Source organism: Mucilaginibacter sediminis (assembly GCF_051903035.1).
Taxonomy (GTDB): Bacteria; Bacteroidota; Bacteroidia; order Sphingobacteriales; family Sphingobacteriaceae; genus Mucilaginibacter.
In genome coordinates this window covers 3,864,289-3,878,221 of sequence record NZ_CP170602.1, presented here as the reverse complement: position 1 = coordinate 3,878,221, position 13,933 = coordinate 3,864,289, and the positions used below count along the sequence as shown (strand labels likewise).

Below are 13,933 nucleotides of genomic sequence, written 5' to 3'. Positions count from 1 at the left end.
TTTTTTATTTGTTAAACCTGGTCATGGTTAATTCGGTACCGATGGTACAAAAACTCTTCACCATTTCTATCGAGCGGTCGATCAGCGCAGGCAGTTCGGGTTTCTCATCCTCATCAAAACCACTCAAAACATAATCAACCTGCCTGCCTTTAGGGAAGTTATCGCCTACTCCAAAACGCAGGCGCGCGTAATTGTTATGGCCAAGTGTTGCTTCAATATGCTTTAAGCCATTATGGCCCGCAGCGCTGCCTTTAGGTTTTAAGCGCAGGGTGCCCAGGGGCAAGGCAATATCATCAACAATAACCAGCACATTTTCCAGCGGGATCTTTAACTCCTTCATCCAATGGTTAAGCGCTTTACCGCTCAGGTTCATGAAGGTAGTAGGTTTAATGAGGCAAAGGGTACGGCCTTTGAAGGATACCTCGGTATAATAGGCCAGGCGCATATTATAAAATTTGGCGCCCTCCTGTTTAGCCAGTTCATCCAAAACCATAAAGCCTATATTATGCCGGGTATCAGCATATTCGGGGCCTATATTTCCAAGTCCTACTATTAGATATTTCATTTAGGGGAGCAAAGATAAAAGTTTTTTGGATTAAGGGTTTTAAGAGCAGAACCCCTTTTAAAATTGATAAGGTTTAGTTCGCGCGAAGATGCAGGGTGATTTGCCTATTTCTTCTTTACGGGTTAGTGACTTTGCGCGAAATAATTTTGAATTTTTTTAAAAGCGTGCCTTCGGCGCAAAGTTTTTCAGATTCCGGAAGGCTTTAATTTGTTTTTTTGCAGAACCTGAAGCATATCAAAACACAATTGAAATTATTGCCTTTTTAGGGTTGAACGCTCAGCAATATTTAAAGGGATGGCAACTACAAAATTTATTGCACAGCTTTCCTATCGGCTATAACCTGGTGAGCCTGTTTGGGCAGGTTTACATTGCCGCTATGGCTTTCAAAATTAATTTTATGATAGGTAATTAACCAGGTATCTTCATGCTTTGCCAGCTTGGTGTGGTAAGTTGCAGTAACGGTCCAAACCTGATCGTCAAGAAAATGATCGGTTACTGTACTGTAAAAAACATCGGCTGCCTTACCGTTAAGCTGCACCCTGAATGCCGAAAGCTGGTGGTTGGTTTTATCAAAACCGGGCAAAAACGAAGCCCAGTTATCTACTACCTGTGCAGGAGAAAGTTCAATTGGGCCCAAACCGCTCATTGACGAATAATCGATCATAACCACAGGGGCCAGTGTGCTTTGTATTAACGCCCAGTCCCGGTCGTCTGCACCTTTAAATAAATTAGTAACTGTATTGATTATTTTATTGCCTTCCATGGTATTTAGATGTAAAGCTATCGAATTTGTTTCAAATCAATAGATAAATCAATAATTAGCATTACAACAAATTACATAAGAGGCAATTAACGGGCTAATACTATCTCGCATACTGCTTCACCAGCTTATCAACTATCTGCGCGGTTTCATCCGGGAAATCAACAATGATCTTTTTATCGTCGTTAATCCATTTAGTTAAATGGCCCCCAAAGGTATCGTTGATTTCGGCAACTACGGGAACGCCCAGCTTTGAGGCTGATAGGGCGTTGCACTGCTGCTCGTATTGGCCTTTCATGGGTATCATCATTACCTTTTTTCCAAGGAATAATGCCTCGGCGGGTCCTTCAAACCCACCACCGGTTAGCAGGCCTTCGCAACTGGCCAGGCTTTTGTTAAAGGCTTCATTATTTACCGGGAATATCTCTACGTTGCCGGCTTGCATGGGCGTTTTTTGCCGCTTTGAAAATACCTGCCATTTTACGTCTTTTACAGCGCCTAAATGTTTTAATAATGTTTTATCATCATAAGCGGGCAGGTAAACACTGTAATGGCCCAGGTTGCTGGTTTGCATCTGGCGTATTTCGCTGCGGATTACTGGCGTATTTATAAAAGTATCGTATCGCTCAAAATGGAAGCCTACATGATAGGTGGTGGGCGAATAATTTTTTAACAGCCATTGCGCAAAAGGATCTTTTTTTTTGGGCCGGGGGGTATTGGGTGATACAAATGAACATTGATGGCTTAACGATACCGAGGGCACACGCTGAAACTTACAGGCCCAGGCGCTTACGGGTTCAAAATCATTAATTACCAAATCGTATTGTTTTAGGGGGAGGTGGCGCAAGTCGTGCCAAAACTGGCGCAGGTTCATAATTTTCCAGGTTGCCCAGTTGTCAACCCCGCCATTGGTGCCAAAAACAAAACTAACCCCGTGAAACCTGTACTTCAAAGGCTGTGATAATGATACCTCGGCCTCGGTGCCGCTCACCAGCAGGTCAACCTCGCCATACTGCTGTAATAAAGGCACAATTTCGCGGGCCCGGCTTATATGTCCATTGCCGGTTCCCTGTATGGCAAACAATATTTTCATGTAAATAGAATTAGGGGCAATTTAGTAAAATGAAATGTTTTAGGGATATTTAAATGGCTAAAGATTGTTGTGACATAAAGGCGTTGTCAAAAAGTTTAATTTGAATACTTCAACTGAACAAGCACCAGGATTTTAAATTCGCCGGTGCATGTAACTTAAATCCGCAACGGGCATCTTATTGGGCATAAAAACATACCCATGTCCTTAGTCATAAAAAATCTCACCAAACAATATAACCAGCATAAAAGCGGCCTTACCGATTACTCCATCACCATTGAAAAAGGTGTATTGGGCCTGCTTGGGCCCAATGGCGCAGGCAAATCAACGCTGATGAAAATTATTGCCACTATTAGCAAACCTACAAAGGGTACTTTATTTTTAGATGGCGAGGATATTGTTGCCAATCCTGATAAAATCCGCAAAATATTGGGCTATCTGCCGCAGGATTTTGGGGTTTATCCTAACCTTAACGCCTACGAGTTTTTAGAATATATAGCAGCGATGAAAGGGGTAGGTGGCAATGGCTTGCGCAAGCGGATAGATTTGCTGTTAGAAGGAGTTAATTTAACCGCGGATGCCAAACGCCCGATAGGTACCTACTCGGGAGGAATGAAACAACGGATTGGCATAGCGCAGGCCCTGCTTAATGACCCTAAAGTACTGATATTTGACGAACCCACCGTTGGCCTCGACCCTGAGGAGCGGGTAAGGTTTCGGCAGTTGATCTCTGACCTGGCCACCGATTGTATCATCATCCTGTCATCGCACATCGTTTCGGACATTGAGACTATAGCCGATGAAGTTGCTGTCATGAAAAATGGCATACTGCTTAATAAGGCTGCCCAGCCGGATATTATAAAACTGGTTGATGGTAAAGTGTTTGAATTAATAGTAAGCAATGATGAAATTGCCGGCATCCGCGCCAAACACCAGGTTATTGATACAAGCCGGCAAAAGGATAAAATAAGGGTTCGGTTTATTACCAGGACCGGGCAACCCGAAACCGGTGCAATAGCTGTAAATGCCAGTTTAGAAGATGCTTATTTGTTTTTAACACAAAATAACAACTAAGCGCCGTGAGATACATTTACAGCATTATTAAAGCCGACTACCTGCAGCGCACGCGCAGCTACGCTTTCCTGATTACCCTGGCTATTACTTTTTACGCGGCCTATTCATTTGTGCCGCCGCCTTCGGCTTCATATACCACCTTAAACGTTGTTGGCTTTAAGGGTGTTTATAACTCGGCCTGGGTGGGTTATGTTTCGGGGATGATGACCGCTATTATGCTGTCGCTTTATGGTTTCTTTTTGGTAAACGGCGGCATTAAAAAAGATATTGATACCGAGGTAGGCTTAATTATAGCTACCACGCCCATTTCCAATTTTGGTTACCTGCTTAGCAAAATGCTCAGTAATTTACTGGTGCTGCTCACCATTGCCGGCTGCACTTTTGTGGTTAGTATTATTATGTTTTTTGTGCGCACCAGTGGCTCGCCCTTTATTATCAGCAATTTCATTATTCCTTATTTGCTGTTTGTAGTGCCTGCCATGGTTTTTATATCGTCGCTGGCGATAGTAGCCGAAGTGTTTTTGGGCCGAAAAAGCATCCTGCAATATATCGCGTTTTTTTTCTTTTTCGGCGCGTTGATGGCCAATGTAAATGGACAAAAAAATGAAACACTTGCTGTTATTATTGATCCGTATGGTGTACGCACCATGACAACCAGCATCAAAAACCAGGTAAATACTCAATATCATCAGCATATTGAAGCGGTTAACCTCGGTTTCACTTTCAACAGTAAACGAGGCTTCCGGATATTTGAGTGGAACGGTATAACTATAACCGGCCTGTTTTTAGTAAGCCGCTTATTATGGCTTATGCTATCAGTGGGTTTGGTTTACCTGTCGTCATTCTTTTTCCACCGGTTTGATTTTAAGCAAGCTGTAAGTAAAAAGAAAAAAGTGGTTGCTAACGAGCAGAAGCCGGCAACGCCTGCGTTTGCAGCCACCGGCATTAACCGCGCGCTGATGCCGCCGTTGGTTACCGACTATAGCATATTACCGTTCGTTAAAACCGAATTACTGTTACTGGTGCGCAAAGGATCTAAATGGCTATGGCTCATTATTGCCGGTGTATCTCTAAGCATGCTGTTTGCGCCGATAGGTATTTCGCACATGTATATATTGCCTGTACTTTGGTTTTTGCAGGTAACGCGATGGTCTGAACTGGCTACCAAAGAAGAAACTTACCGCTTGCATTATTTTGCCTACGCATCCTACAAACCGTTACAGCGTATGCTGCCAGCCCAAATACTGGCAGGGGTGATATTAGGTATCGTTTTAGCATTTCCGTTGATATTGCGTTATGTAATTGCCGGCAATGGCTACGCCATCTTCAATATCATCAGCGGGGCTGTTTGCATTGTTTTATTAGCTGTTTGCATAGGAATTATAAGTAAGGGTAAAAAACTGTTCGAGATCATTTTCTTTTTGCTCACTTACGCCCTTACCCAGGCTATACCCGTTGTTGACTACCTGGGTGCCATACCGCACGATAGCCACATCATTTATATGGCTGTTATTTTGGGGTTGAACGTATTTTTGGCGGTGGTTAGTTTTTGGGTGAGGGGGTATCAATCGAGGCATTTGTAGGAGGCTGATTGTTTTCGCCAGACAAGAAAATACCCGCAGCAAGTTGAAAAAATTCAGACTTGCGAAGTTTTTAAAACTTCGTAAGTCTTTCTCCGGCAGGTAGTTTTTTTTGGAATCATGACTTGCGTAACCAACTCATTAATGCGCCTTATAACTTGCAATATCATTATACATGCTCCTGAACGAACTACGGATACCAAAACTAAGCATAGCAGCTTTGTCATGAAACTGATCATTTTTTTCAGTGCGGTAAAGGCCGCCAAGTTCGATACGCAGGTTATATTTGGGGTTCAGTAAATAAGCTATTTTCCCCTCCAGGAAAACCATGTTGGTGGTTAGGCCCTGGCCGGTATAGTTACCATATTGCCTTGATGGGTCGACGTATAACTGAAAAAGATCCTTACCGTAATTCATGCCGTTTATATCTAATCCATAATGCCCGTAATCAAGCTCTCCGCTAAAGTCAAACCGTTTGTACGAGTAATTCAGCAAGCCCACAACCTCGCGCAGGTTCGCTCCCCAGGGATGTGCCAACGGCTCGCCATTATCGGCATAGTTTTGTACCGAGCTGCGTTCCGAATAGGTATATGGCTTAACGTTATTGGTTTCAATTAAATAGTTAAGGCCTTTAACGGCAAAAAGGTTTGCTCCCCTGAAACCAATTTGCCAGGCATATTTGTTACGGGAGCTGCCGTTACTGGAGAAAAAGTTTTTACTTTCAAATTCATCCAATGCAAACTGGCCATAAGCCGTTATACCGTCGGTAATTTTATACCTGCCGGTAAAACCCAATAAGGCATTATCCGGCGATCCGTTGGATGCCTCAACAGGCCTCAGGAATATCAGCGGATTGATATAGGTAAAATCAAACCCACGTTGGTGGCCTTCATCGTCCTTGGCACCCCATATAACCGAATCAAAAAATCCTAAAGCCAGGCGGTCGCTTACGTTCCAGTCTAAATAGTGGAATACGGCAAATTTCTTACGATCGTTGTTGTCAACCCGCGCCGATAAAGGATCGTCCATATAAGTCCACATGGCCATGTACCTTACATCGCCCAGTGTGGCCGTTACTTTAAAAAACGGATAGGGCGATGCGTAATCAGATAAAAGTACCGACCGGTAACCATCACCAATAAATGTTTTATCGCGCCCGGCGCTTACATTTAAATATTTATTTGGAGTGTAAGATACCAATGCCGTAATGTACGACCACCGATACTCGCTGCCGTAAAGGCTGCCATATGCCTGACCGCGTACTATGCCTATCTGGTTAGTGTAAGTAGCAAGATATTCTGGTAGCTGCGCCCGGTTTTCGTAACCGGTTATGTTATACGATAACTGGCTCCCCACAGTACCGCCAATCTGCAAGCCCAATGAGCCAAAACTTGTATTTTTTTTACCCGAAAAGTCGCGGCTCAGATTAAAATCGGGCAGCAGGTCGGCATAAAATGTGGCCTTATTGCTTTTAACGTCTATTTGATGCTCACTAAAAAAGCGGCCTTTAAAACCACCGGCGCTGTTCATCAGCGAATCATAGTGATGTTTCAGCAATGAATCGTCCAAAAAAGGTTTTAAAGAACTATGCACCCGGGTTTTGGTAGAGTACACATCTTCGTTAAGTTTTTGGTAAAACTGGTACGAATAAGGTTGATAATCAGACTGGGCTTTTACAATTCCGCCTGTTAAAACAAATAATATGATAGCGGTAAATATTTTCTTCATATGTAGAATTGATCAATCAATTTTTTGTTATTCAAAATAATTTAGGGTTGCGAAGCCACCCTTTTTTAAATACTCGTCTTTTTTTACCAAATGCAAGTCAGAATGCATCATATCGGTAACCAGGGCCTTTAAATCATATTTAGGTTTCCAGCCTAATTTTTCGAATGCCTTTGTGGCATCGCCAACTAACAGGTCAACCTCTGTAGGCCTAAAATACCTGGGGTCAACCTTAACAACCGTTTGCCCGAACCGTAAAAAATCGAGGTTTAAACCAAGTTCAAAAGCCCGCTGTTCATCAATATCAATAATCACGCCGCGTTCGTGCTCGTCCCGGCCGCTAAATTCAACTTCGACGCCTAACTCGTTAAAAGCCATTTTTATAAAATCGCGTACGGTGGTAGTTACACCGGTAGCTATTACAAAATCTTCGGGTTTCTCCTGTTGCAGCATTAGCCACATGGCCTCAATATAATCCTTGGCATGCCCCCAATCGCGTTGGGCCGATAGATTGCCTACATACAGGCAATCCTGCAAGCCTAATGCAATTTTTGAAGCTGCCCGCGTAATTTTGCGGGTAACAAATGTTTCGCCCCGTATAGGGCTTTCATGGTTAAATAAAATACCATTGCAGGCATACATGCCATAAGCTTCGCGATAGTTCACTATTATCCAGTAGGCATACATTTTTGCCACCGCATATGGCGATCTTGGATAAAAAGGTGTGGTTTCGCTTTGCGGCACGGCCTGCACCAGCCCATAAAGCTCGGATGTGGATGCCTGGTATATTTTGGTTTTTTTGGTAAGATCAAGCAGCCTTACCGCTTCTAAAATGCGAAGTGTACCTATACCATCAGCATTGGCGGTATATTCGGGGGTATCAAAGCTTACCTTAACATGGCTTTGGGCGGCCAGGTTATAAATTTCATCGGGTTGTACCTCCTGAACCAGCCTGATCAGGTTGGTAGAATCGGTAAGGTCGCCGTAATGAAGTTTAAACTTTACATCAGCCTCATGCGGATCGGTGTATAAATGATCAATCCTGTCCGTATTCAATAACGACGATCTTCTTTTTACGCCATGTACTTCGTAACCTTTCTTGAGTAAAAACTCAGCTAAGTATGCGCCATCCTGACCAGTAATGCCCGTTATTAAAGCTTTTTTCATCAATATTAAAGTGCTAATACTTCTATAAATACAATATTATCCAATTTAATTGTAAAAACAGCCATTGGGCCATACATAAGTTCTTTTGAGTAAATTGACATATGATTATTTTACGGCGTCAGGAGTTATCCCTGTACTTCATATTGGCTAACTTATTTGGCTTTAGGTACAGGTAATCGTTTTTGAAATCAAGGATCATATTAAAACGTTTTAACAAATCATTGCCCAAATAGTTTATCTCAAAACCAAGCGGATTTTTAGAGCCTAATATCAGGGTAGGGATATTTGTAAGGTTAAAGCCGTTCAATTTAAAGGCCGGCGATAATACAGTCTTTGTTTGATATTCTGCTCCCCGCGGATCGTGGAGTACAACGGTGCGGACGAGTTTTAAATTGGCGGCAAATTTTTCTCGCGCGGCCCAGGTACTATCTAAAATAATGGCTTGTTCAGATCCTATATCCATACTGAAATTACCCGCATGTTTTTTACCGTTTATTACAAAGGTGCCTTTAATGTACGGAAACGAACGTGCGAACATCATTTTTGATTTAATATAACCTTTTAAATAGCGGGGTAATTCAGAATGGATAATCAGCAGGTTATGATCATAATCCACCTCTGCCTGTTTGCCTTCAAATACGTTCCAGCCAATACGGCCATCCATTTCATGTGCCGTTATGTTGGTGGTAAGCACCTCGGGGTTGTTTACCACCAGGCTACCCATTTGCAGCTTAAAAACCTTGTTAAGCTTGTTGTAATTGGGCCTGGTTTTACCGGCTATGGCATCGGGCTGGTTTGATAATAATTTTGTTTTGTGCAAAATGGCATCCCTGGTTAAATGAAAATCAAATGAGCTGATATCAAAGTGCAGGTTCAATGTATCGGTATTATTAATAACGGCAACTATCTTAATGGCATTAAAGCCGGTTAGGGTAAACGGAATGGTATCGTGGGTAACTGCCGTATTCTTTATTTTATCACCGGGTGGGATGGCGCTGGCAATTTGAGTGTAGCAGGAATCCGTACCATTTAGCAGGATGATAAAATTGAACCTTGTACCCGGTTTTACTTTTACCCTGATGGAATCAATATCGGTATAAAATGTAACCCATTTTGTTTTTCGGGTTCTGTCGGCAGTAAAAATATCGGGCCTGGCTGTTGGCGAAAGCGACCATACATTTTTATCGAAATAGCCACCATCATTAATAGATACACTTTTAGATGTAGCTTTTATAACAGGCAATTTTGATTGTGCCAGGATTTGCTGGGTTATTAAAAAACATAGGAAAAGGCAAATGTATTTCATGCTTAGGTTGGATGATTTGATTAAAACGCGACAAGCCAAATATAAGCATACCTGCGTATAACTGAAAAATGAGATAGCCCGGGTTTGTTATGGTACATCATTTAAAAGCACTACCTTTAACATCATGAGCACCGTAAAAGAACGCCGCTACATTAACGCCGCCCTTGATAACTACCGCGAAATGCTGGATACCATTCCTGATGAGCAGTTTACCGAAACGCCGCCCGGCGGGGGATGGTCATATGCCGAAGTTTACAGCCATATATTACAGGCTACTTTAGGTTCTTCAATCGCTTTGGAGCGGTGTACGCATGGCAGCTGCCCGCCAACTAAAGATGGTGTGACCTGGGCAGGCAGGCTGTTGCTATTACTGGGCGTGTTTCCGCCGGTAAAAGTTAAAATTCCGGATACTGTTGCAGATAAAATGGTTGCCGGTAAAATCAGTAAGGAAGATGCCAAAAACCTGATTATCAAATGCCGCAAGCGGGTAGATGCTACCGCGCCGCTTATTGATGCATCATCTGCTGCAAGCCGTTATAAACATCCGCGGCTGGGTATGCTTAACGCCAGGCAGTGGTTTAGGTTTATCCGGATACACCTGGAGCATCATTTAAAACAGTTGGAACGCATCAAAAATAAATTATCGCAGGCTTGAAACCTTTTACATTTAACAGAGTCTTAACAGTGTGATAATGTTAGGTTTCGGATATTTGTAAAAATCATTGTGATGAATTTTGAATACACTTATTTGGTTGTTATAGCTTTGCTGCTGTTGGTAGGCATCTTCTATATCAGCCCTTATGAATTAACTGTTAATGAGGACGAAGACGACGAATAATCGTTTGTTTAGTATTTATTTAAAATTCAATAACCGGCAAAACCTGCCGCCTGTGCAATTAACCCCCTAATTTTAATGGCAAAACGTGAAGTAGATATTGTAGTAATATCCGATGTGCATCTTGGTACTTATGGATGTCATTCAAAAGAATTGCTTAAATATTTAAAAAGCATTAAGCCTAAGATACTTATCCTTAACGGCGATATTATTGATATCTGGCAGTTCAGTAAATCATACTGGCCTGAGGCGCATATGAAAGTGATTAGGCGCATATTAAAATTTGTTACCGAGGGCATTCCGGTATATTACCTAACCGGCAACCACGATGAGATGCTGCGCAAGTTTGCCGATTTTGACCTGGGTTCCTTCAAACTGCTCAATAAAGTAGTGTTAAATATTGATGGCAAAAAGGCCTGGATTTTTCATGGAGATGTTTTTGATGTTACCATGCAGCACTCCAAATGGCTGGCCAAACTGGGGGCGGTAGGCTACGATACCCTTATACTCATCAACAGCATGACTAACTGGTTTTTGACCGCTTTGGGTCGCCAAAAAATGAGTTTTTCACAAAAAGTTAAAGCCAGGTTTAAGGAAGCTGTAAAATTCATTAACCAGTTTGAACAAACTGCTGCAGACCTGGCTGTTGATAAAAATTACCAATACGTAATTTGCGGCCATATCCATCACGCCGAGATCAGGGAGATTGAAAATACCGACAAAACAGGTTCTGTATTATACCTTAACTCGGGCGATTGGGTTGAAAGCCTTTCGTCACTTGAATACCAAAATGGTAACTGGACTATCTTTAAATATAACCCCGAAGAATTTAACACCGATGCCGACGAAGACGACAAAACCGACGCCGAGGACCTTGACGCTAAAATGGATGTTAAAAACCTTTTAAACAGGTTCAGGCAGGAAATGGAGTAACGGAATAGCAAAACTTTTTAATGTTATTAAGCTACCCTATGAGTAGATCCGTTAATTTAAACCGACCGTCGAACTAACCGGGAGGGGATTGTACTCATGCGGCGGGAGAAATTGTGCACTACCTGCATTTTGAGGCCTGTTTGATACTAATTGTTCAGGATTTTTCGGGGTACTCATAAGATGGTTTCCTATTGCGGCAATACTCTTTATCCCTCAATCTCAATTTCCTTTTTTATTGATATTGTAATACGGGTGTTAATTTCCTTTGTTATTCCCTATTAAAATGATAAACAATGTTTAACAGCAATAAAATTTCATTTAAAAATCATAATCCGTCAAAATTCCTACTTTTGCACCTGAATTTTTATTGATACACTATGAGCATCACACGAGGACCAATTTCGCAGTTTATTGAACGCAACTACCTGCATTTTAACTCCGCAGCATTAATGGATGCCGCTAAGGGGTATGAAACCCACCTTGATGAAGGCGGTAAAATGATGGTTACCCTTGCCGGCGCAATGAGCACCGCCGAACTGGGAATTTCATTGGCCGAGATGATCCGCCAGGATAAAATTGCCATTATCTCCTGTACCGGGGCTAATCTTGAAGAAGACATCATGAACCTTGTAGCGCACTCGCACTACAAAAGGGTGCCCAACTACCGTGATTTAAGCCCGCAGGAAGAATGGGATCTGCTGGAAAACCACTACAACCGCGTTACCGATACCTGTATTCCCGAAGAGGAAGCTTTCCGCAGGCTGCAAAAACACATCCATAAAATATGGAAGGATGCTGATAACAGCGGCGAACGTTATTTTCCGCATGAGTACATGTATAAAATATTGCTAAGCGGCGAACTGGAGCAGTATTATGAGATAGATCCTAAAAACTCATGGATGCTGGCCGCTGCCGAAAAAAACCTGCCTATTGTGGTACCAGGATGGGAAGATAGCACTATGGGCAACATATTTGCATCATACATTATTAAAGGCGAGCTTAAAGCTTCAACCATGAAAAGCGGTATCGAATATATGGCCTGGCTTGCCGATTGGTATACCAAAAACTCATCGGGCAAGGGCATAGGCTTTTTCCAGATAGGTGGGGGTATTGCAGGCGATTTTCCGATATGTGTGGTGCCTATGCTTTACCAGGATATGGAGATGCATGATGTGCCTTTCTGGAGTTACTTTTGCCAGATATCTGATTCAACAACATCATACGGTTCTTACTCGGGTGCTGTTCCGAATGAGAAGATAACCTGGGGCAAGCTGGACATTCATACACCTAAGTTTATTGTTGAGAGCGATGCCACCATTGTAGCCCCGCTTATATTTGCCTGGATATTAAAACAATAAAAAGTTTATAATCGATATTGATGGTAAAACCGTTAATAAATTTTCAAAATGGCATTAATATGCTTTAAAGAGTATTTAAATGACATTTTTGTGTTTATTTAGAACGATTATAAATTATAGGTTACTGTCATTTATGTGTCAGCGATACTGTAATAAATTTTACTTTTGTGGCTGTAAAAAGCAGATGGGTTACACATCTTTACAGCAGAATAAAACATTAATATAAAAATTATTTAGCATAAATACACTTTATGAGAAGTTTCTCATTGATTTTTAAACAATTCTCAAGGTCGGTTTTACTGATTGTTGGGTTTGCTTTCTGGGGTTTTTCTGCTGCTTACGCGCAAACAGACGCTGCTAAGGGCGAGACCATTTTTAAAGCCAATTGTACGGCCTGTCACAAGATAGCAGAGCGAATGACCGGCCCTGCACTTGGTCCGCAGCTTGCCTCTGAAACCGATGATAAGTACCTTATCAGTTGGATTCAGAATAACCAGGCCTTAATTGCTGCCGGTAACCCTAAGGCTCTTAAAATTGTTAAGGAGTTTGATGGTAAGGCAATGACCACTTTTACCAATCTTTCAGATGCCGACGTAAGTAATGTAATTACTTACATCCGTGCCGATTGGAAAAGAATTCAGGACGAAAAAGCAAAAGGTCCGGTAGGCGGTCCAGTTGAGGCAAAAGGCCCGAGCGAACTGGTTGTTTGGGGTTTAGTCGGCATTGTTATTATTGCTTTCATTTTAATACTTGTTTTGAACAAGGCTGCTGGTTCATTAGAGCGCGTGTTAGCCAGCAACCCAAACATTGTAGTTGAAGATGAAGCGGTTGTTGCCGAAGCTGATAAAAACGTACTGCTTAAAAAGATCCTTAAAAACAAAAAACTGGTATTCTTTATACTGGTTTGCGGTACCATTGCCATGGGCAGCTGGGGTTGGGTTACCTTGTGGAACACCAACGTGCATACAGGTTACCAGCCGGTACAGCCTATCAAATACTCGCATGAGCTGCATGCCGGTCAAATGAAAATTGATTGCCAGTATTGCCACGGCGGTGCTTACAAATCAAAAAATGCTTCTATCCCATCACTAAATGTGTGTATGAACTGCCACAAGGTTGTTAAAACCGAATCGGCAGAGATTCACAAAATCTACGATGCTTTGGGTTACGATCCTAAAACTGATAAATACGATAGCACAGCAGCCAAGCCAATCCAATGGATACGTGTTCATAACCTGCCCGATCTGGCTTACTTTAACCACTCGCAACACGTAAAGGTTGCCGGTATTAAATGCCAGGCTTGCCACGGTCCTGTTGAAACCATGAAAGAGGTATACCAATACTCGCCGCTTACCATGAAATGGTGTATCCAGTGCCACAAACGCACCGAGGTTAACGCCAAAGGCAACGCTTATTACGACAGCATACTTGCAGCACATGATAAGATTAAAAAAGGCGAAAAAGTTACTGCCGCTGTTTTAGGTGGTATCGAGTGCGGTAAGTGCCACTATTAATAAATAAGAATTTAGCATTACAGTTT

Annotated in this window: 12 protein-coding genes; 6 read left to right on the top strand and 6 right to left on the bottom strand. The window is 42.2% G+C overall.

Annotated elements, in window-relative coordinates; all coding sequences use genetic code 11:
• Window positions 1–4 precede the first annotated feature (4 nt).
• The 3 genes from pth to ACFGVS_RS15785 all read right to left on the bottom strand — a co-directional run bounded on the left by pth (window position 5) and on the right by ACFGVS_RS15785 (window position 2,418).
• Window positions 5–565, bottom strand: a complete 561-nt coding sequence (gene pth, locus ACFGVS_RS15795; RefSeq protein WP_439694674.1) for an aminoacyl-tRNA hydrolase — start codon at window positions 563–565, stop codon at window positions 5–7.
• 310 nt (window positions 566–875) lie between these two features.
• Entirely contained in the window at window positions 876–1,328 is a 453-nt protein-coding gene (locus tag ACFGVS_RS15790) for a nuclear transport factor 2 family protein (RefSeq protein ID WP_439694673.1), read from the bottom strand.
• A gap of 100 nt (window positions 1,329–1,428) precedes the next feature.
• Window positions 1,429–2,418: a glycosyltransferase family protein gene (locus tag ACFGVS_RS15785; RefSeq protein ID WP_439694672.1), complete on the bottom strand. Its 990-nt coding sequence runs from the start codon at window positions 2,416–2,418 to the stop codon at window positions 1,429–1,431.
• Window positions 2,419–2,616: 198 nt separating this feature from the next.
• On the opposite strand from ACFGVS_RS15785, the gene ACFGVS_RS15780 reads away from it, so the two are divergent.
• Together ACFGVS_RS15780 and ACFGVS_RS15775 are read left to right on the top strand one after the other, a co-directional pair.
• Complete coding sequence (locus tag ACFGVS_RS15780) at window positions 2,617–3,489, top strand: ABC transporter ATP-binding protein (RefSeq protein ID WP_439694671.1); 873 nt, start codon at window positions 2,617–2,619, stop codon at window positions 3,487–3,489.
• Between the two features lie 5 nt (window positions 3,490–3,494).
• Entirely contained in the window at window positions 3,495–5,072 is a 1,578-nt protein-coding gene (locus ACFGVS_RS15775) for a hypothetical protein (protein ID WP_439694670.1), read from the top strand.
• 138 nt (window positions 5,073–5,210) lie between these two features.
• Here the strand turns inward: ACFGVS_RS15775 and ACFGVS_RS15770 are convergent, their stop codons facing one another.
• The 3 genes from ACFGVS_RS15770 to ACFGVS_RS15760 all read right to left on the bottom strand — a co-directional run bounded on the left by ACFGVS_RS15770 (window position 5,211) and on the right by ACFGVS_RS15760 (window position 9,267).
• Window positions 5,211–6,797, bottom strand: coding sequence for a gliding motility protein RemB (locus ACFGVS_RS15770; protein ID WP_439694669.1), 1,587 nt, complete (start codon window positions 6,795–6,797; stop codon window positions 5,211–5,213).
• Between the two features lie 27 nt (window positions 6,798–6,824).
• Window positions 6,825–7,961: a GDP-mannose 4,6-dehydratase gene (gene gmd, locus ACFGVS_RS15765; RefSeq protein ID WP_090642347.1), complete on the bottom strand. Its 1,137-nt coding sequence runs from the start codon at window positions 7,959–7,961 to the stop codon at window positions 6,825–6,827.
• 118 nt (window positions 7,962–8,079) lie between these two features.
• Window positions 8,080–9,267, bottom strand: a complete 1,188-nt coding sequence (locus tag ACFGVS_RS15760) for a hypothetical protein (protein ID WP_439694668.1) — start codon at window positions 9,265–9,267, stop codon at window positions 8,080–8,082.
• A gap of 124 nt (window positions 9,268–9,391) precedes the next feature.
• Here ACFGVS_RS15760 and ACFGVS_RS15755 point away from each other — a divergent pair, with 124 nt between their 5' ends.
• The 4 genes from ACFGVS_RS15755 (at window position 9,392) to ACFGVS_RS15740 (ending at window position 13,907) form a co-directional block, all read left to right on the top strand.
• Entirely contained in the window at window positions 9,392–9,922 is a 531-nt protein-coding gene (locus ACFGVS_RS15755; RefSeq protein WP_439694667.1) for a DinB family protein, read from the top strand.
• Between the two features lie 258 nt (window positions 9,923–10,180).
• Entirely contained in the window at window positions 10,181–11,035 is an 855-nt protein-coding gene (locus ACFGVS_RS15750) for a UDP-2,3-diacylglucosamine diphosphatase (RefSeq protein ID WP_090642356.1), read from the top strand.
• Window positions 11,036–11,412: 377 nt separating this feature from the next.
• Window positions 11,413–12,393, top strand: coding sequence for a deoxyhypusine synthase family protein (locus ACFGVS_RS15745; RefSeq protein WP_090642359.1), 981 nt, complete (start codon window positions 11,413–11,415; stop codon window positions 12,391–12,393).
• Between the two features lie 251 nt (window positions 12,394–12,644).
• Window positions 12,645–13,907 carry a cytochrome c3 family protein gene (locus tag ACFGVS_RS15740; protein ID WP_274211555.1) on the top strand — a complete coding sequence of 421 codons (1,263 nt, stop codon included), beginning with the start codon at window positions 12,645–12,647 and terminating at the stop codon, window positions 13,905–13,907.
• Window positions 13,908–13,933: the final 26 nt, after the last annotated feature.